Source organism: Rhizobium sp. ARZ01 (assembly GCF_014851675.1).
In the GTDB taxonomy this organism is placed as follows: Bacteria; Pseudomonadota; Alphaproteobacteria; order Rhizobiales; family Rhizobiaceae; genus Mycoplana.
Window position 1 is genome coordinate 678,576 of sequence record NZ_JACVAE010000002.1, and the last position, 19,343, is coordinate 697,918.

General features: G+C 57.4%; 13 protein-coding genes, 1 tRNA gene and 1 rRNA gene. 10 read left to right on the forward strand and 5 right to left on the reverse strand.

Annotation, left to right across the window (positions count from 1 at the left end; genetic code table 11):
* Positions 1–507: 507 nt before the first annotated feature.
* The gene (locus tag IB238_RS17415) at positions 508–2,595 is read left to right on the forward strand and encodes a right-handed parallel beta-helix repeat-containing protein (RefSeq protein WP_348648260.1); all 2,088 of its coding nucleotides are present in this window, start codon (positions 508–510) and stop codon (positions 2,593–2,595) included.
* 332 nt (positions 2,596–2,927) lie between these two features.
* Positions 2,928–3,878 carry a right-handed parallel beta-helix repeat-containing protein gene (locus IB238_RS17420; RefSeq protein WP_348648261.1) on the forward strand — a complete coding sequence of 317 codons (951 nt, stop codon included), beginning with the start codon at positions 2,928–2,930 and terminating at the stop codon, positions 3,876–3,878.
* Between the two features lie 77 nt (positions 3,879–3,955).
* Here the strand turns inward: IB238_RS17420 and IB238_RS17425 are convergent, their stop codons facing one another.
* From IB238_RS17425 to IB238_RS17435, 3 genes are all read right to left on the reverse strand, one after another.
* Positions 3,956–5,191, reverse strand: a complete 1,236-nt coding sequence (locus IB238_RS17425; protein WP_246723696.1) for an O-antigen ligase family protein — start codon at positions 5,189–5,191, stop codon at positions 3,956–3,958.
* Between the two features lie 264 nt (positions 5,192–5,455).
* On the reverse strand, positions 5,456–6,469 hold the full coding sequence (locus tag IB238_RS17430) for a glycosyltransferase (RefSeq protein ID WP_192249620.1): 1,014 nt from the start codon (positions 6,467–6,469) through the stop codon (positions 5,456–5,458).
* A gap of 61 nt (positions 6,470–6,530) precedes the next feature.
* Complete coding sequence (locus tag IB238_RS17435) at positions 6,531–7,805, reverse strand: glycosyltransferase family 4 protein (protein WP_192249621.1); 1,275 nt, start codon at positions 7,803–7,805, stop codon at positions 6,531–6,533.
* A gap of 953 nt (positions 7,806–8,758) precedes the next feature.
* Between IB238_RS17435 and IB238_RS17440 the strand changes: the two genes are divergently transcribed.
* From IB238_RS17440 to IB238_RS17475, 8 genes are all read left to right on the forward strand, one after another.
* Positions 8,759–9,736, forward strand: coding sequence for a glycosyltransferase (locus tag IB238_RS17440; protein ID WP_192249622.1), 978 nt, complete (start codon positions 8,759–8,761; stop codon positions 9,734–9,736).
* Positions 9,737–10,049: 313 nt separating this feature from the next.
* Positions 10,050–11,369, forward strand: a complete 1,320-nt coding sequence (locus tag IB238_RS17445) for a nucleotide sugar dehydrogenase (RefSeq protein WP_192249623.1) — start codon at positions 10,050–10,052, stop codon at positions 11,367–11,369.
* The gene (locus IB238_RS17450; RefSeq protein ID WP_210333604.1) at positions 11,366–12,343 is read left to right on the forward strand and encodes a GDP-mannose 4,6-dehydratase; all 978 of its coding nucleotides are present in this window, start codon (positions 11,366–11,368) and stop codon (positions 12,341–12,343) included. Before IB238_RS17445 ends, IB238_RS17450 begins: the two co-directional genes overlap by 4 nt.
* Before the next feature lie 440 nt (positions 12,344–12,783).
* A complete protein-coding gene (locus IB238_RS17455; RefSeq protein ID WP_192249624.1) occupies positions 12,784–14,316 on the forward strand; it encodes an ABC transporter substrate-binding protein in 1,533 nt (510 codons plus the stop codon).
* 5 nt (positions 14,317–14,321) lie between these two features.
* Positions 14,322–15,986, forward strand: a complete 1,665-nt coding sequence (locus IB238_RS17460) for an ABC transporter ATP-binding protein (RefSeq protein ID WP_192249625.1) — start codon at positions 14,322–14,324, stop codon at positions 15,984–15,986.
* A 35-nt stretch (positions 15,987–16,021) separates the two neighbouring features.
* A complete protein-coding gene (locus IB238_RS17465) occupies positions 16,022–16,915 on the forward strand; it encodes an ABC transporter permease (protein ID WP_348648262.1) in 894 nt (297 codons plus the stop codon).
* On the forward strand, positions 16,915–17,781 hold the full coding sequence (locus IB238_RS17470) for an ABC transporter permease (RefSeq protein ID WP_246723697.1): 867 nt from the start codon (positions 16,915–16,917) through the stop codon (positions 17,779–17,781). The genes IB238_RS17465 and IB238_RS17470 overlap by 1 nt, the downstream gene beginning before the upstream one ends.
* Positions 17,768–18,649: a metallophosphoesterase gene (locus tag IB238_RS17475; protein ID WP_192249628.1), complete on the forward strand. Its 882-nt coding sequence runs from the start codon at positions 17,768–17,770 to the stop codon at positions 18,647–18,649. Before IB238_RS17470 ends, IB238_RS17475 begins: the two co-directional genes overlap by 14 nt.
* Positions 18,650–19,057: 408 nt before the next feature.
* Here IB238_RS17475 and IB238_RS17480 read toward each other — a convergent pair.
* Together IB238_RS17480 and rrf are read right to left on the reverse strand one after the other, a co-directional pair.
* Positions 19,058–19,134 (reverse strand) — tRNA-Met (locus IB238_RS17480).
* Positions 19,135–19,249: 115 nt separating this feature from the next.
* Positions 19,250–19,343 (reverse strand): 5S ribosomal RNA (gene rrf / locus IB238_RS17485); the annotation flags it as partial.

Consider the following 19,343-nt stretch of genomic DNA (forward strand, 5'->3'; position numbering starts at 1 on the left):
GAAATTGCGATTGTGATTCGCGCTCCACCGTCGCCACCTGCAAAGGAAGCGTTCAAATTGCTGATTGAGTGGTCTCGTTTTCCAGCTCACAGGTTGTAAAATTGCGATATTCACAAAAAAATTGCTTGGCTCGCCTCCCACGGGAATTTTGCGGCGCACTCTACAATCTTCATTAAGATTTCTCTAATGTTTTCAGCGGCCGTCCGCGCGGATCACGTTGCAGCAGCAACTTTCGCAGCATGAGAGTAGCGAGATTCTGCCCCAATTTGGGCGGATCCGATTCTCGTAAATATTTCAAAAGTAAACTCAAGAACCCAATAAATAATGTGGCGGCAATAAGGCTAGGCCATTGATATTTTTACTAGATCACACTGTTGCCATGCGACGACGATCACACTAACTATCGCCGCCGTAACGCCGGATAAGCAATAACTACTACCGGCTTCGCACAATGTAGTGACCACCATCTCCAAAGGGTTTAGGGGTGGGAAGAAAGGTAATAACGCAGTGACAAGCACAATTCGCGATGTAACCAAGGCCGGAATCCCGGCGGAGACCACGCATGCCGATCTGATCGGCAATGCCATCAACGAAAGTGGCCAGACTGCAGCTCTGACGCTTGACAAACTGTTCGATCGTCTGTCGAGCATCACCGATAAGGTCGATGCAGACGCCTTCAACGACAGCGTCAGCAAGATGATAGAGGAGTTCGGCTCCAAGTTTGCCGACCGCCTGAGCCATAAGGATGGCTGGGGCGACTTCTCGGTGAACGACAAGTCGGGCACGACCTCCACAAAGGCCGACCTCCAGTCGTCGACCGAACTGTCCTCGATCAAGCCCGCTAGCGTATCCGACACCGTCGCAGAAACCGGGCCGGCCGCGACCCTTGCCAACACGTCGGCGCGTGTTGCCGATGCCGCCCCGGTCGCCGCTGCTGCGCCCGCCGCTGCTGCGGCTGCCGATGCCGCAACCAGGTTCCCGGATGCGTCGAGCACCGGCGTTCCGGAAGGCACCGTATTGACCGACTATACCGGTCCGATGACGATCACGACACCTGGCACGGTGATCGAAGGCAAGATCATCACTGGTGGGCTTCGCGTCACCGCCCCGGACGTCGTGATCAAGAACTGCGTCATCAAGTTCGATGGCTGGTGGGGCGTTGAAGCTGAAAACGGAAAAAACATCACCATCCAGAACTGCGACATTACCGGCCCGGGTTATGCGGCCGAGAACAATTCCGCAATTCTTGGCGCCGGTAACTTCATCGGCAACGATATCTCCAAGGTGCAGAACGGTATCGTCCTGTCGTCCGGGTCCAGCACGGTCAAGGGCAACTACATCCATGACCTCGAAGCGCTCGGTGAGCCGCACTATGACGGCATCTCGGTACAGGGCGGCCAGAGCGGCGTACTGATCGACGGCAACACCATCGATAGCCGCCAGACCTCCAACATCATCATCAACAACGACTTCGGCTCGGTTTCCGACGTGACCGTCAGCAACAACCTGCTGATTGGCGATGCAGGCTACGCGATCTATTCCCACGGCGGACAAGCCGGCCGCACCACCACCGGCGTCAATATCACGAACAACCACATCGAAAAGGGTAACTGGGATTACTATTCGGTTTACAATTCCGATACCAAGTTCTCCGGCAATATCGAATACGCCAACAACCAGGCGCCGAAGCCTGGCGATGTAAACACAACGGCGCCATCCAATCCGGACACGCCAACCACGCCGCCCACGACGCCGCCGGACACAGATACCCCGACCACGCCGCCCACGACTCCGCCCGACACTGGCACCGATGTCCCAAGCAATAAGGTTCATCTGGGCACCGAAGGTGACGACAACATGCCGCTCTCCGGTCAGTCCATCAGAGGCAACGAGACCTTCAAGGGCCTCGGCGGCAACGACACACTAAAAGGTGGCGCTGGCGCGGATGTTCTTGACGGCGGCAGCGGCACGGACACGGCGACTTATTCCGGCTCGAACGCCGGTGTGAACGTCAACCTCGCGACCGGTGCCGGCACCGGCGGCCATGCGCAGGGTGACAAGCTCACCAGCATCGAGAACCTGACCGGTTCCAGATACAATGACGTCCTGACCGGCAACGATGGCAAGAACGTCCTCAATGGCGGTGCCGGTTCTGACAAGCTCCTTGGCGGCGCAGGCGACGACACCCTTAACGGGGGCACCGGGAAAGACACCCTTAACGGAGGCGCGGGGAAAGATACGCTTACGGGCGGCTCCGGGGCTGATACCTTCGCCTTCAAGACGACTTCGGAAGCGGGGTCAGGTTCGACTCGCGATGTCATCACCGATTTCCAGAAGGGGACGGACAAAATCGATCTGTCGGCTATCGATGCAAACGGATCTGCAGCAGGTGACGGCGCCTTCCATCTGATCGCGCAAAACAACGCCGCGTTCGATCACAAAGCAGGCGCATTGGCCTGGCGTACGGAAAACAACTCCGGCACTGCCAATGATGTCACCATCATCCAGGGCGACCTGAATGGCGACGGTGTTCACGATTTCGAACTCCAATTGCAGGGACTCGTCAATCTCTCTGCGAGCGACTTCCTCCTCTAAATTCTGCGCGGACGCTGCGCCACTGGCGCTGCGTCAAGAGATGAAATGTCAGTTGCGGCGGCCGTGAGGCCGCCGCATCATTCATATTACCAAGATCTACCTGACAGAGTTCCCTAACATCCCTCCTGCCTCCAGCAGACGCATCGTTGTTGTCGGCTGCACATTTTTCTGCGCCTTACGGAAAGACTGATAGACGTATATGCCAAGCGGGAACTCGCTCTTCATATTCAAGATCTGACAACAATACAGGACCAAGTAGTTTCTACATTTCCTGCTCTGTCATTTTGCTGCATATTTGAGCCTATATATGCAAGTTGAGGGAGGAAATGCACGTGTCCCATCACACTGCCAACACGCCCGTTGCAAAGTTGCTCTTTGCCGCATTGACTGTCTCCATGCCAATCGCCACAGCGGCACCGGCACATAGCGAGCAGCTTTCGCAAGCGGAAACCTGGCGAGCAATTGTGCACACGATAGCCTGTGAAAGTGCTTGTGCCGCCCCGGTCGCAGCTGCTGCGGCTGCCGATGCCGCAACCAGGTTCCCGGATGCGTCGAGCACCGGCGTTCCGGAAGGTACCGTATTGACCGACTATACCGGTCCGATGACGATCACGACACCCGGCACGGTGATCGAAGGCAAGATCATCACCGGCGAGCTTCGCGTCACCGCCCCGGACGTCGTGATCAAGAACTGCGTCATCAAATTCAATGGCTGGTGGGGCGTTGAAGCGGAATACGGCAAAAACATCACCATCCAGAACTGCGACATTACCGGCCCGGGTTATGCGGCCGAGAACAATTCCGCAATTCTTGGCGCCGGTAACTTCATCGGCAACGATATCTCCAAGGTGCAGAACGGTATCGTCCTGTCGTCCGGGTCCAGCACGGTCAAGGGCAACTACATCCATGACCTCGAAGCGCTCGGTGAGCCGCACTATGACGGCATCTCGGTACAGGGCGGCCAGAGCGGCGTACTGATCGACGGCAACACCATCGATAGCCGCCAGACCTCCAACATCATCATCAACAACGACTTCGGCTCGGTTTCCGACGTGACCGTCAGCAACAACCTGATGATTGGCGACGCAGGCTACGCGATCTATTCCCACGGCGGACAAGCCGGCCGCACCACCACCGGCGTCAAGATCACGAACAACCACATCGAAAAGGGTAACTGGGATTACTATTCGGTTTACAATTCCGATACCAAGTTCTCCGGCAATATCGAATACGCCAACAACCAGGCGCCGAAGCCTGGCGACATAACACCCCCTCCTCGGTGAGGTGTGCTATTTTCCTCAATCACCAGATCCTAGCGGCTCGGCGCCACACCCTCCTATCCCGCCTGAAATTGAAGACCTCAGCCACGGTCCCCTTGCATTGCCCTGGCACCCTCAGCCCTTTCGTTGGAGCGCCCCTGCCTATTCATAGACTTGGAAGCTCGTACGTTTCGCACTTCGCCATCCGGTCTTACGTCAAGAATCCACACACCGCTTCCCATCAGGAACAGGAACCACGCATAGACCGCTGCCCAGAAGTGGACCGTCGAGCCAACAAGCAAGAAGAAGACCATGCAAATGACATATCCTGTGCGATAGGTATCGGCTTTGTCATCAAGTCCCCTTTTGAAGGCCGCCGCTACCAGCAGCGACAGGTAAGCGACAAAGAACAAGACAATGGCCGGAATACCGTGGCGCATGGCAATCACCAGCCAAAAATTGTCGACGCTGGTCGGCATCCACGAAGGGCGCACCCAATCGCCTAGCCCGATGCCAAAGATAGGATGACTGGCGACAGACGCTGTCCCGTATTCCCAGATGCCCAGGCGCATCCAGCCTGTCTGAGCGTCGAATGTGAAACGTGAAATATAGAACTGCACGGGGGTTTGATTCGAGCCAAACTCGACAACCAAGTATCCCATGAACAGAATCCCAAACAACAATGCCCACTTGTGCTTTAAGGGGCGCAGGAGCGCGTTCCACCCGATGAGTACATATTGCAGCAGGACGCCTGCAATAGGAGCTGATGACATCGACATGAATGCGGTCAGCGAAATTATTGCCAGCAACCACCGCGAAAGCGTGTGCTTTCCGTAGCCCAAGACCAGGTATGTCAATGCGACAAGGCTACCACAAAACAGACCAAACAAGATCGAATGGTTGAACGGCCCCTGTACACGCCAGAACCCCATTCGAGGCACCATTTTCGTGATTTCCACGGTGGGCAAAATCATCGCTAGCGTCGACAGCAATGGCTTATCGCCTGTTATCCATTCATACAGGAACAATGGAAGTAGAATGACTATAAGCCTGACGGTGAACTGAAGCATGTCGTGAAAATCGTCCGCAGTGCGGATGTAGCAGCGGGCCAGCAAGTAGCCGCCCAACGTCTCTATGTTCAGCATTCCAATTGCCTCAATCATAGGGAGCGTGCCGCCAACGATGGCAAGGCTCAACGAGGCCCAAATGCAAAACAAGATGATGGCGACGTCCGCAACGCGGATCCGGCCTGCTTTGCCGCGCACCCACATCTGGAAACACGGCACCCACGCCAGGAGCAGAACAAGACGATACACTGACAGATTCAAGGTACCCATGGGAATAATCCATGGGATGAAAAGGCCGACAAGGAAAACCTTAACTGGCCAAGCTAGCCCAACCTTGCTTTTCTCATTCACAGTGTGCTGGTGAAGAAACGTACGGCGACGCCCAACTTCCGCATTACTCGTTGGTGATCTGAGTATACGTTCGGTGTGTCTGCTAGAACGGGAACCAGCACCAGCTCTCATTGCCGCCACCGAGTCGCGCTGTCCACGTTTTTGATGTGTGCCAACTAGTTCTGCCAGAGGATAGCCCTCCTCTCATTGCGACCTGGAGCCAAGAAGTAGTTGCAGCCGGGCCCATAATGGCGCGAGCGTTCGCCAGTTTGGAACGCCAATTGCGCGCTTGAAGCCCAATTTGGCCCATGGGAGAGACTTCCACGCGTTTGGAGATAATTCGAGTGCGAACCGGCGCAGTTCCTCGGATAGCGCCAGGTTTCCGTAGTTGAAAGCTGAGCTTGCTTCTCCGATCGCCTGGAATGCGAGATCCTGTATCAATCCGGCCTCAAGTACATTGGCGTTCGGCAGCGAAGGGGCAGCCCGGAATACCGTCTTGATTGCTTTCTTTCTCTGATAAAGATCGCGTAGAATATTCTGCCCACTGTACATCAGCGACATATTGGCATCATGGAGCCGGTACACGGCCTGATAGTCGCTGATGAACCCGACCGGGGCCTGTGCGGCCAATCTCAACCACATTTCCATGTCCCCGCAATGCGGGAGGTCCTCGCGATACCCGCCAACACGCTTTTGTAGCTCTGTCCGGACGACTGCCGTGGGGGTGGGCACAATGTTCTTCGCCCCAGAGAACGTGATGAAATCATTGCCCGTCAGAACGCGGGTACCGTGGCCAAGCGCCGCTCCACGCAAAGGGTTGATGTGCACGACCTTTCCCTCCCCGTAGCGTATGACCGCACTACCGAATGCAAAACCAGCATCCGAATTCTCGATTAGGAGGCGCGTCGCACGTCCCAATGAGCCAGGCAGGAGATAGTCATCGGCGGAAAGCAGTAAAAAAAACTCGGAGGAGGACCAATCGATCCCTTCATTAAAGGTCGCGACGTGACCCATGTTCACCGCGTGTCGATGAAATTGAACGTTTGTGCTGCCTCTTGCGATCTCGCTCGCCACCTCCGCACTGTCGTCAGGAGAAGCGTCGTCGATTATAAGTATGCGCGGGTCGACATCATGTTGACACAGTATGCTTTCGACACAACTTTCGAGATACTTTCCGTATTTATAGCACGGAATAACTATATCTATGGTCGGATTCATTTCTTCTCCCCGAGATATAACACCTCACATTTTAATGTTTACTTCTACTAGCAACTATTTATTACGCAGAATGCCTTGGACGAAATTGGTTGTTCGCCATCAACGCCCGGCGCAGTGCCTTCTCAACAGTTGCACCAGCAGTGTCCCAAGATCTCGATGCCACGCTTGTCGCTGCCTCTCTTGAAACCGATTCGAAATCTCGCGCGCAAATCACATCTTCCAATGCGGCAGCGAGAGAATGGGGGGTTAGCGAGGCATAACGGACGGAAGGATTGTCCAGCACGACACGGTTGTGGTCGGCGTCATTGACGATCGGGATGCAGCCGGACGCCAGCATCTCATATGGGACCAGCGAAACGTTGGTCAGCGACAGAGTAAGACCGGCAAAACACGTATTATAGATTTCATTGAGTTTATCAGGACTCACTAAACCGTGGTTTGTGAACTTGAATGGAAGGTCGCCGAAATCATTACCGAAGATATGCACCTCGATCTGGGGTTGGCGCTTGGCAAACAGTTCCAAAGCCAGAAGTCCGAGTTCAACAGCCCTACGGGGGGTTCCTAACCGCGCGTAGAACACGACGCCCGAACGCTCTGTCGACGGATCACGGCGATACCGCGTGGTGTCGCAACCAAACGGAAAATAGTCCGTGTCCATGCCAAACTCACGAGCTAGCTTATCGGCCAGCCATCGGCCTGCCGTGATCCCATGGAAGCCCATCCGATAGGTGTTTTCGGCAAGCACACTATTGGTCCCGACCGGGTAGAAATACGGCTCATAGTCCTGAATAAAGTAGAACCGCTTTCCGGCGCAGCGCGCATTGTAGACCCCATAGGCAGATGGCCAACCGGTCGCTAGCACCGCATGTGCGTCACTCATCCCTGCTCGTGCATTACCGATCTCACACGTCATTCCATAGTGCTCGCGCGCAAGCATCTCATAATACTTGTGGTCCCCGCAGTATGGATCATAGAAATAAACGCGGTTTGTGTGCCCTTTGTCTTGGAGGTAGTTCAGGACGCGTGAAATCGTCGTGTGGCCGCCCGACCCTGGCCCTGCAGGACCCATCACCCAATTGATTACCATCGGCTCGCTTGCCGCTATATTTGGGCTGGACGGCAGCGCTGGGCGGATCAGATCGGCCGACGTCACGTCGTCGGGAAAGACGTCCCAGGCGAAGCTTCGCGGTTTGATCCACTCGGATACCTTCAATCTCGCACGGTCGACAACTGTCCGATATCCTTGCGTTGCCAATAATCTTGAAATCTGGCGGGCGCGGCGATCAATCTGCAGACGTACGGAACTCAATGTCGAACCAAGCGTTGATGCTGCCATTCGTAGCTGCCCCCACTAGTTGGTACACACCTCACGAGGCGCCTACCCTCGACGCAAAGTACTCCAGGACCGATCCCTCGCCGCAACGCATAACGATTTACTACTCGTTCTAGGATGTCGATATGCGGCGTGAATGCCATTGGGCGACCTCACCAGCGTGCCAGAAGACAGTCGGCGAGTTGGATTCTCGCCCAAGCCGGTCCAAATGCACACACGAGAACCCCAGGTGCTCGTCTCCGGCGTGATTTTCTGCGATGCGTCCATGAGTTCCCGCTGAAATTCACAACGCGTCGCTATCCAGGTTTTGCAATGCGTGCACCAAACGCTTGCCGCACGACCCTATCTAGTTTGTTGGGAAACGACAATTCGCTCAAACGTTGGACGGACTACGCCAATGGGGCGTGGGGGACCAGCGACGAGTATCGGCGCGTCACCTCGGGCGGGCAATACAAAGCCCGAGTGATGGCCCTTGTCCAACGGGTCCTTGCCTCATTCTTAAAGAAATGCGCCCGCAAATCTGGAGGAATTCACCCGACGGCGGGTCGCAACACCACTAACCAAATTGCCGACTATGCAACAGTAACGCTTTCATATTCAGTCTTTTCCAATAGCGCTCGCCAGCCTGCAACCAGCCTTCCACCATCCCGGAAGGATCGCTCGCGCGTGCCAATGCGCCGTTTCGACATTGTTCAGATGTCCGCCCCCGGGGGACTCGATTGGCTAACATGGAAGCTCTCGAATTTAATTGTCTGACATACTGCCCGCTACCCTACAATGGCCGCGGCTGGACTGAGACATGCGCCAACATGTTAGCGAATTTCCCTTCGGCAGGAGTAGCGCCGGTGCTAGTCCTGCCGCGGGCAACCAGAGGGCCACCCCCTACCATCAAAGTTCTGGAAAGCTTGTCATTTCCGCTGTCCTGGCTTCCTTGGCAGTTCGTAAGCTCGGCCGGCGTGGCAAAGCTCAACCAGCTATTCAGGCGCCAGGTTTCGTTGGCGGATCCAGACAAGACTGTGGCCTACTTCTGGCCGGGAACGCCAACGGTACTGGTTGAAGAGGCAAGGAAAGCCGGCATTCTGACCGTCAGACAGATGATCAATACCTCTCAGGGCACAGCCAAGAGAATCCTGGAACGCGCCTACAGCGATTTGTCGCTACCTATGGCCGTCCCAATTACACAGCACGCCGTGGATTGCGAAATTGAGGAACTGAAGCTGTATGACTATGTTTTTTCGCCCAGTGCTGAAGTCGATCAGTCGGTACAAGAAGCGGGTGTTCCGGAAAAACGGGTAGTTCCCACGAGCTTTGGCTGGTCGCCATCACGCTTTGCGTCGACCTCCCTGCCTCGCAAGGCAGGAGGCCCGCTCCGGTTTCTTTTCGTCGGAACAGCATGTGTCCGCAAGGGCATCCCCGCATTACTGCAAGCCTGGAAGAAAGCACGCGTCGCTGGCGAGCTCGTGATCGTGGGGAATGCGGAAGCCGCCATACAGGATATGATGACTGAGGCGATGCGCAACGGCTCAGTCCGACACATCCCATTCACCGACAAGATCGAAGCCTTCTACCGTAGCTCCGATGTTTTCGTTCTGCCGACGCTCGAGGAGGGTGGTGTCCAGGTGACTTTGGAGGCTGGGGGGTGTGGCCTGCCAATCATAACGACTGCCATGGGTGCCGCGCGTCTGGTGAAACACGACGTAAATGGCCTCATAGTGGAGGCAGGGAACGTTGAAGATTTGACAAGGGCACTTCAGCGAATGGCTGGCGACGCGGCACTTCGGAGCGAGTTTTCCAGGCGGATAGAGCAGGATGCTGCCCCCTTCGCCTATGATAAAGTTAGCAATTTGCACGGCAGGATCATAGCCGGACTTCTTCGCTCAGCTCCATTTGGAGTAGACGCCAGCCACAAGGCATCGCACACGGCGAAGTTTTAGCAGGCGACAGCCCAGCAATAAGGACCCGATTTCGCTGATAAGCGGCTCATCAGCCCCCCGCCGACATCAGCCTTAAATCCGGAGGCAGATCCGCGCTCCAGTGCTTTCGGCATCACCCTTTCCACGACACATGGTCTTACCCGACTTTAGGAGGATGCTAAGCGACAGCAAGCGGACACTGTTCCGGCCCCTCGTCGGGGACTCGACCAAGGCTACGCCGGATTGGTTACACCAGCCGCCAACATGCCGAATATCCGTGCGGATCGGCCGATGCGAGTATGACCAAAATTTTCTCAAAGCGTGCAGAGGTCTCATGTGGAGAGTTGCAGTCGTCGGATCGGGGTTTATCGGATCGACCATCGCATCCGTTCTCGCCTCCAGAGGGTGCGACGTCGACGCGATCGACGTCAATGAACGTCTGATCGCGGCCTTCCTGCGAGGCGATCACCCGATAAAGGAGCCTGGATTGGGCGAACTATCGGATGAGCAGATGGCATGCGGGCGTCTGCGCTTCAGTTGTGACTTTTCCCGCGTGGCGAACGCAGACGTGATTCTCCTGACAGTCGGTACGCCACTGGCCGACGACTTCACGCCGAACGTGAGCCATATCCGTTCCGCGATTGAATCCATTGCGCCCCACGTACGCGACAATCAACTGGTGATGGTCAAGAGCACGGTCCCGCCCGGCACAACGCGCACGCTGGTGGCCGAACCGCTGCGGCAGGCAGCGGACGTGCGCGTGGCTTTCAGCCCCGAGCGGCTTGCCGAAGGCGCAGCCATCCGCGAACTGGCGAGCCTGCCTATCGTCGTCGGTGGCATGGATGCAAGGAGTAGCGCCGCGGCGGAGGCGTTCTGGAGAGAAACGCTTGGCGTCGACGTCATTGTCGTCAGTTCGCCCGAGGCGGCCGAGATGGTCAAGCTGGCGAACAACCTTTGGATCGACCTCAACATTGCTCTGGCGCACGAACTGGCAAAGCTATGCGATGCTCTCCCATACGATCTGGATGTTCTCGAAGTGATCGCTGGAGCCAACAGCCTCAAGAAGGGTCAGCACTACGTTAACATTCTGACCCCTTCGAATGGCGTGGGCGGGTATTGCCTGACCAAGGATCCGTGGTTCGTGCATACGCTCGGTGCCGCCCATGGAACCGAACTGCTGACGCCACAGATCTCGCGCACGGTGAACGCCGGCATGCCCGCCTACTGCGCGGCGCAGATCGCCCAATGGGCCCGTCGCCAGGATCGCGCACTGTCGAACCTCCGGCTCGCTGTGCTCGGTCTCGCCTTCAAGACCAACTCCGGCGATATACGCCTGACGCCGGTGATGCCGCTGCTGGATGCGCTGCATTCCGAAGGCTTCCGGACAATCACGATCCATGATCCGATGGTGCGCAAGGAGGACGCGGACGACTCGGGCGTGGAACTCAACTCGTCAATGGACGACACGCTACGCGACGCCGACGGCGTCATTTTTCTGGTCGGACATGACGATTTCAAAGCTCTGTCCCCCGAGCGTATCGCCAGCCTGGCCGCGCCTGGCGCCCTCGTCTTCGACGGGAGACGATATTTCACCAGAGCCGAAATTGCGGAACTTCAAACCTTGGGATTGGCCTATAAAGGAGTTGGGCGTTGAACAGCGTCATGGTAACCGGCGCCGCCGGAATGATCGGCAGCCATCTCATCGATCGGCTACTCGCGGACGGCGTGATCGTCCACGGCCTCGACATCGTGCCGCTGGAGCGCGCCAACAACCTGCGAGAGGCGCGTAGTCACCCCAATTTTCACTACATGCTGGGCGATATCCGCGACAAGGCGACGATCGAGCGTTTCTTCCGTCCTGAGGCGAGCACCCTCTATCACCTCGCCTCCGTCGTCGGCGTGCGCCACTACATGGAAGATCCGCTGAGCCTTATCGATATCGCCATCATCGGCACCCGCAACTTCATCGCACTGTGTGAAAAGCACAATGTGCGAATCCTCTTTACAAGCACCAGCGAAGTATATGGTCGCAATCCAGCCGTGCCATGGAAAGAATCCGACGACCGCGTGCTGGGAGCAACCAATGTCGACCGTTGGAGCTATTCGACGAGCAAGGCATTAATCGAACACATGCTATTCGGCGTGTACCGCAAGAGTGGCATGCCGATGTCGATTGTTCGCTTCTTCAATGTCTATGGTCCGCGACAGAACCCAATCTATGTCGTTTCCCAGTCCATCTATCGGGCTTTGCGCCACGAAGCACCGGAACTCTACGACGGCGGGAAACAGACCCGCTGCTTCACCTACGTCGGCGACGTCATCGACGGTGTCGTTCGGGCGGCCACAAATCCCGAAGCAGTGGGCGAAGTCTTCAACCTGGGCAACCCGACGGAAGTGCAGATCGGCGATGTCATCAGGCTATGCGTCGAACACAGCGCCACCGGGACAAAGCCCATCCCAATCCAGAGCGAAAAGAAATATGGCGCTGTCTACGAGGACATCGAGCGCCGCGTGCCGGACGTGAGCAAGGCTCGCGACCGCCTTGGGTGGCAGGCAACAACGAGCGTCGAGGACGGCATTGCGCTGACGGTCAAATGGGCGCGTGCCAACCCTTGGTATCTCGCCTGAGACTTACCGGAGTCTCCCCCTAATCCAAACATGAGGAACGGGGAGGCTGCTCCCAGATATCATTGTCCGAGGGTGTCGAGGCTATTCAGAACTTCAGTTCCACGCGCACGCAGAATTCGAGGCCTCAATCGAGGTCTGAAGAAGACTCGGCATTCGCGCAAAAGCTCCTCCATACGTATGCGGAGGAGCTTTTGGTGAAGCGACTTGCGCCGAAGTGTCGAAGCGAAATTTGAAGGGTTTTGGGGGCGCAGCAGCAGAAAATGAGAATGCTGCCTTTCAAACAACGGGGATGCGTATGCCTTCGGTGCGGCGACGCTTCAGCGCCGAGTCCGTCACTGCCTTGTCGAGACGTGCGCCCAAGCAAATTTCAAAAAGGCTTCATCAAGCTGTTATGTAGCCCGACTAGGTGAGGCCGGAGTTAAACACAAAGGGCCCAACCAGTGCATCGTATCACGCTCCTCTCCACCCTTGCCGGCATCCTGCTTTCATCCTCCGCGCTCGCTGCCGATCTGACGATCGCAGTTCAAAAGGTGCCGGATGTTCTTGATCCGACCTTTGACAATTCGAATGTCAATGAACGCATCATGTGGTCGCTGTTCAACACGTTGGTGACGACCGATTATCGCGATGGCGGCAAGCTGAAGCCGGGCCTTGCGACCGAATGGAAGATTATCAATCCGCAAACGATCGAATTCAAGCTGCGCCCGGGCGTGAAGTTCCACAACGGCGACAGCCTCGACGCCAAGGACATTGTCTTCACGTTCTCGCCTGAGCGCACAGGACAGGATTCAGCCACCGCCAGCGCCGTTCTTTCCAAGCCGTTCCTTGGCGGCATAGAGACGGTTGAAGTCATCGATCCGCTCACCGTGCGCATCCATATGCGTCACCCGGATGCTCTGATTGTTCAGCGTTTCGCCAACTACCCCTCCCAAATTCTTTCCAAGAAGGGATTTGATGAGGCGGGATCGATGGAGGCGTATGCGAAGCGTCCCATCGGCACCGGCCCCTACAAGCTCAGCGGCTTCGATCTCGGTGAAAAAGTCGTTCTGGAAGCCTTTGACGATTACTGGGATGGAAAGAAAGCGGCCGCGGACAAAGTCACTTTCACCGTGGTGCCGGAAACCTCCACCCGTATCGCCGGACTGCTCTCGGGCCAGTTCGATATCGTGACAGAACTCAATCCTGACAACTTCCAGCAGATCGACAGCTCGTCCAACGCAACCATTGTTGGCGGCGCCGTCGAGAACATTCGCGGGATCGTTTACGACAGCACGGACTCGGTCCTCAGCGATCCGCGCATCCGCGAAGCGCTCGATCTGGCCATCGACCGCGATACGATTGTGAAATCGCTCTACAGCGGCAAAACCGACGTTCCCAATGGCTGGCAGATGAAGTCGTTCGGCGGCATGTATCTCGCCGACAAGCCGGCTCCCGCATACAATCCCGAAAAGGCCAAGGAACTGCTGAAGGAAGCCGGTTACAAAGGCGAGCGCATCTCCTACCGCACGATGAACGCCTACTACACGAATGAAATTGAAACGGCGCAGGTCCTGCAGGCCATGTGGTCGGCTGTTGGCCTCAATGTGCAGCTGGATGTAAAGGAAACCTGGGGGCAGATCGACGAGGACAGCCTGGACCGGGCCATCTTCAACGCGTCGTTCACGGCTTACTATCCAGATCCCATGGGACAGTTCTGGCGCCGTTACGGTTCCTCGTCCAGCTGGGCGGCAAGCGGGATTTTCAAAGTCGATCCGGAGCAGGCGAAGCTGGGAGAGACCCTCTCAACCAGCATGGACACCGACGAGCGCCGGAAAATCTTCGGTGAAATGCTCGACCGTTTCAACACCAATCCGCACGGCTCGATCCTGCACTTGCTCACCCAGTTTTTCGGCGTCAACAAGCAGCGCCTGACGCTCGACGTCATGCCGACCAACTATCTCGACCTCACGACCACAGGCGTTCAGTTCAAGTGAACGCCATGACGGATACGGCTCGAAAGGCGCTCCAGCAGGGAAATCCCCTGCTGGAGGTCTCAGGACTGCAGGTCTCTTTTGGTGCGACGGATGTGGTCCAGGGGATGGATTTTGCGCTTGGAAGCGGTGAGATCCTCGGCATCGTCGGAGAATCCGGATCCGGAAAAACCATGTCATGCCGCGCTCTGACGGGGCTTCTGCCGGATCATGCGCGCGTTTCGGGGCGCATGAGATTTGACGGCCGGGACTACGATCTGTCGGATCGTTCAAGCTGCGCCCGGTTGCGCGGGAGCCAAATCTCCATGATCTTTCAGGACCCCATGAGCGCCCTTGATCCGCTCATGCGGATTCGACGCCAGCTCGCCCTGCGTGGCGCCAGCGGCGCGGAGGCACAACAGCTTCTCGAAAAAGTCGGCTTCCCCGATCCCGCGACAGTTCTCGACCGTTATCCGCACCAGCTTTCCGGCGGACAATGCCAGCGCGTATTGATCGCTTGCGCCATGATATCGCGGCCCCGGGTGCTGATCGCGGATGAGCCGACCACGGCGCTTGATGTTACGGTTCAGGCCGGCATCCTCAATCTTCTGCGTGAAACCGTTCAGCATGCCGGAATGAGCATGCTTTTCATCACCCACGACCTGAGCGTCGTTTCCGAGCTCTGCGATCGCGTTCTGGTTATGCGGCATGGCCAGATCGAAGAGGTCGGCAAAGCCACCGAGATCCTCCGCCATCCCCGCGCGACCTACACACGCAGCCTTATCGCCGCGATTCCGCGGCCGGAAAATAAGGGCAAGCGACTGCCGACACTGGAAGACCTGCAATCCGGAAGCTCGCCGCTCCAGTTGCCTAGCGCTCCATTCATCAACCGGAAGGGCGATCCTGTTCTCAGCTTCCGCCATATCCGCGTCAACTACAAACGCCCCGATGGAGGCCAGTTTCGCGCGGTAGACGACATCAGCCTCGACGTCTACGAGAACGAAATCCTCGGCATCGTCGGCGAGTCCGGCTCCGGCAAAAGCACTTTGTCCAAGTCCGCAGTTGGCCTTGTCAGGCCGGATTCCGGCGAAATACGGATCGACGGCGATCCTGTCGACTGGACAAAGGCCACGCGCGCGGATCGGCGCAAGATCCAATACATCTTTCAGGATCCGCGTGGCGCCCTCGACCCCGCCCGCCGGGTGCTTTCACAGGTGCGCGAGCCGCTCGATGTGCATGCGATCGGCCGCGAAAGCGACCGTGATCGTATCGCCGCGAATGAGCTCTGTCGCGCCGGACTGGATCCCTCGCTGCATCTGCGCAAGCCCGGAAGCCTGTCCGGCGGGCAGCGCCAGCGCGTGACGATCGCCCGGGCCCTGGCGCTCGAACCGCGCGTGCTGATTTGCGATGAAAGCGTGTCGGCGCTGGACGTTTCAGTGCAGGCGCGAATTCTAAACACATTGCTGGAAATCCGCGCGCAAAGAAACGTCGCGATACTGTTCATCAGCCATGACCTGTCAGTTATCCAGCACCTTTGTGATCGCGTCGTGGTCATGCGCGCGGGAAAAATCGTCGAAACCGGATTGGTCGATGACGTGTGGCGCTCGCCAGCCGAGGCGTACACGCGCGAGCTTCTGAGCTCGTTGCCTCAACTGCCAGCCGTCGGCATGCGTCATGAGGCCATGGCAGTATGATTTCCTGGATATTGAGCCGGATGGGGCGCGCGGTCGTGACGCTCCTCCTTCTGATCAGCTTCACATTCTTCGCCCTGAAGATCAGCGCGGACCCCGCGCTGCAAATTCTCGGCCCCGATGCCGGCACGGAGGCCGTGAATGCCTTTCGCGCCAAATGGGGGCTCGATGATCCGCTCTGGCAACAGTTCCTGACCTATTTCCTCAACGTTCTGCGGCTGGATCTCGGCCTTTCCTACCGGACCAATGAGCCAGCCCTGGATCTGGTCTTGTCGCGCGTGCCGGCAACGCTGGCGCTCATGATCCCGACAACCATAGCCGCCTTGGCTCTCGGCGTTCCAATGGGCATTCTGGCCGCTTACGAGCGGGGCACCGGCTGGGATCGCGGAATAACCCTGCTTTCCATCATCGGCTTTGCGATCCCGAATTTTCTTATCGGCGTCCTGCTGATCTATCTGTTTTCGGTCAAGCTTGGTTGGCTCCCCCCTTCGGGAATCGTGGACTGGCGATCCTATCTGATGCCCATGTTCACCATGGCGATCGCCGAAGCCGCGATATTCGCCCGCTTCACCCGCTCGGCGATGATCGAGGTGCTGGAGCATCCGATGGTTGAGACCGCATTGGCTGGCGGGTTTTCGAAGGCAAAAGTCCTGCTCGCGCATGTGCTGCCCAATGCCGCGCTCCCCTTGCTCACGATCACGGGCCTTTTCGTCGGCAGCCTCATCGGCGGAGGCGTGGTGACGGAGAATGTCTTTTCCTGGCCGGGAACCGGAAGATTGCTGGTGGAAAGCGTCGGTGCCCGCGACTTCACGGTCGTGCAGTGCACGGTCCTGCTGATCGGCATGACGATGATCGTCACCAATCTCCTTGTCGATGTCTGTTATCTCTGGGTTGATCCGCGCCTGCGCGATGCGAAGCGGAGGAGTAAATGATGGCTGCTGTCGTGGAAATCACGCCGACCGACCGGAATTCCGTTCTGGGTTCCATACCCGTGCTGGTCAGGCTCTCCATCCTGTTCACTCTAGCGCTCATCGTCTGCGCGGCATTCGCCCAATGGCTCATGCCATATGACGTGGCGAGCACGAACCTGCTGAATCGCTTCGCCCCGCCGGTCCTGCTCGGGGGAGATTGGGCGCATCCCCTCGGCACCGACAACTTGGGACGGGATATGCTGTCGCTGGTGCTGCGGGCCATCCAGGTCAGTTTTTTCATCGCTTTCATCGGGACCATCGGCGGCGCCATAGCCGGCACCATGCTGGGCCTGATCGCGGCCTGGGCCGGCGGCATCATTGACGATATCATCGGCGTGCTGGTCGACTTCCAGGCGACGATGCCGTTTCTGGTGTTGGCGCTGGCCCTTCTGGCGGTGCTCCCCAGCGCCGACATGACGCTCTTCATCGTTATCATGTGCATCTACGGCTGGGAGCGCTACACGCGCCTGGCGCGCTCGGTGGCCCTGTCAGCCAAGGAATCGACCTTCGTTCAGGCGCTGACCGTCACGGGAACGCCGGGCTGGCGGATCTATCTGCTGCACATACTGCCAAACGCGATGGGTGTTCTGCTCGTCAACATGTCACTGAATTTCCCTGCGACCATTCTGGCCGAAACGTCGCTCAACTTCCTCGGGATTGGCATTCAGCCGCCGGACACCAGTCTCGGCGTTCTGATGGGCCTTGGCCGAAATCATATCTACAACGCGCCCTGGCTTGCTCTGATCCCGGGCCTCATCATTCTGCTTGCCACCTTGTCGGTGTCTCTCATCGGAGACTGGTTACGCGACAAGATTGACCAAGCTTGAGTTCGAAAGGAATGAAAAAATGACAAAAATAATCGTCTTGAGCGACCTTCATCTCGGTCCGTCTGGCAGCGTCAAATTCGGGCTGGATACCGAAGAGCGGTTCGCGAAAGCCCTCGATGATATCAACAAGCTGTATGGCGACGTCGATATGTGCGTCTTCGCGGGCGATATCGCCGATGAAGCGGAGCCGGCCGCATACCAGCTCTTCGAGGAAATGCGCACGCGCCTATCGATGCCGCAGTTTGTCATGCTGGGCAATCACGACGACCGCAAGGTCTATCTCGAGCATTGCAAGGCCCCGATGCTCGATCCCAACGGATACGTGCAGGGCGTATACGAAATCGACAACACGCGCGTCGTGATGCTTGATAGTTCCGAGCCCGGACACGTTGAAGGTATTCTGTGCCCAACGCGCCTGAACTGGCTGAAGGACCAGCTGACGATTGCCAAGGACAGAAACCAGCAGGTGGTCCTGATCCTGCACCACAATCCTCAGAAACTGCACATGCCGGTTGACCGATACAGCCTCTCGGAGCCGGAAAAACTTCTGTCGGTCCTGAAGGCAAGCGGCGTTCCTATCCCGCTCATCATGGCGGGCCATTGCCACATCACCGCGGCGGGAAGCTGGGGCGGTTATGCCGTCGTCACGATCAGTGGCAATCAACATCGTGTCGCTCCGTTCCTCCCCGGCATGACTGGCCAGCAGGCGTGTTACGAAGGGGGTGCGCAGTTCGGGATTATCATGTGCGAGGGGGAGCACTGCACCGTGCATTTCCATAGCTACGTGGATCGCAACATCGAGCTTCCAGCCGCCATGTTCCCGTGGAAGAAAGATCAATGGCAGAAAACCCCTGATTTTCTCCGTTAAAAAGATCAAGGGAGGTGGTGCAAGTCGCAGTCTACGTGAACCTGCAATCGGTCATCACCATCCCACAGCGATCGCCTGGTTAAGGCTGCCACCGGGATGGCAGCCCGATCCTCGACCCAGGCCGACGGTATTTTTGGCGAAGTCACTTGACGCCGCCGTTGCAGACCTCGCGAAGAGCGGCGACAGCGCCTACACGGCTACCTTCACCCGTTCAAATGCTGATATCTGCGCCCCAAAAGGCAGGCACGGCGGCCACTTTGCCGATCCCCACCGACCACAATATCGCCATCGTCGTTCTGCGTGGCGAGATCGAGTTCAATTGCGTGACGGTCTCGGAGCGATCATGCTGGCGAAGATAGCAACAAAAAAAGCCCCGCGGCTTTTGCGCCTGCGGGGCTTTTCTTTGTTTGGTTGCGGGGGCAGGATTTGAACCTGCGGCCTTCAGGTTATGAGCCTGACGAGCTACCGGGCTGCTCCACCCCGCGTTATCTGTTTGTCCTGCGGCGATTATAGCAAAGCAAAAGGGCCGCTGGAAGGCGGCCCGGCTTCGGCTTTGGGCCGGTGTTTGTGTCGAGAAGATTGTTCATTTGCCTTTAGCAGACCTGGCAGCGACCTACTCTCCCGCGTCTTGAGACGAAGTACCATTGGCGCTGGGGCGTTTCACGGCCGTGTTCGGAATGGGAACGGGTGCAGC